The sequence below is a fragment of the Shewanella sp. NIFS-20-20 genome (genome assembly GCF_019209865.1).
Taxonomy (GTDB): Bacteria; Pseudomonadota; Gammaproteobacteria; order Enterobacterales; family Shewanellaceae; genus Shewanella.
Map to the genome: position 1 here is coordinate 1 of NZ_JAHUTT010000137.1, position 604 is coordinate 604.

Here is a 604-nt window from a genome sequence, read left to right on the forward strand (position 1 = left end):
GGGCGTCCGCATGAATGGTTAAGATTTAGGCGCTGATGTAAATCCGGCCACAAGGACTTGCTCCAAGAAGGCGGGGCTCATCATGCAGCGTTTCTGTTTCATCGGCACACTAATCTTAGTCGGCTCTGCCCTTAGCATGTTGAGTGCCATATGCCTTAACCCCGCCAAGTTTTCAGCTGCATTTTCACGGTAAATCTGGCAAGCATCTTCCCGCATACTCACATCTAAAATCCAGTGCATGGACTCAATACCCCAATGGGCTCGGATAGCATCCCTCGCTTGCTCCGGAGTAAGTTCGGCAGAACTGATGTAGTAGCGATACTCCAACTCTGGCATTTTCCCCTTTGCTGCACGGAAGTTTTCAACCATCACAATGCTGGTCAGCTCGCTCCAAGTTGAGAAGTCTCCTGCCAAATCACTGGCATTTAGTACATAGCAAGTCCGTGCTTCCACACGGCCTTTCTGCTTCTCAATTTGCCAGGAGGCACTGTCAATCTGAGCTCGTCGGCATGAGGCGAAGGCAGCCTGTACTGCGACTGATAACTTGCCTTGATTGCCCTTAACAGCCAATAAGTAGTCTCCTCCCTTACTGGTGATAGCCTTG

At 50.5% G+C, this 604-nt stretch carries 1 protein-coding gene; it reads right to left on the reverse strand.

The genetic code is table 11. From position 1 onward, the window contains the following. Window positions 1–18: 18 nt before the first annotated feature. The coding region (locus KU855_RS18785) for an ISAs1 family transposase (protein ID WP_218532821.1) at window positions 19–604 on the reverse strand (586 nt) is incomplete at its 5' end.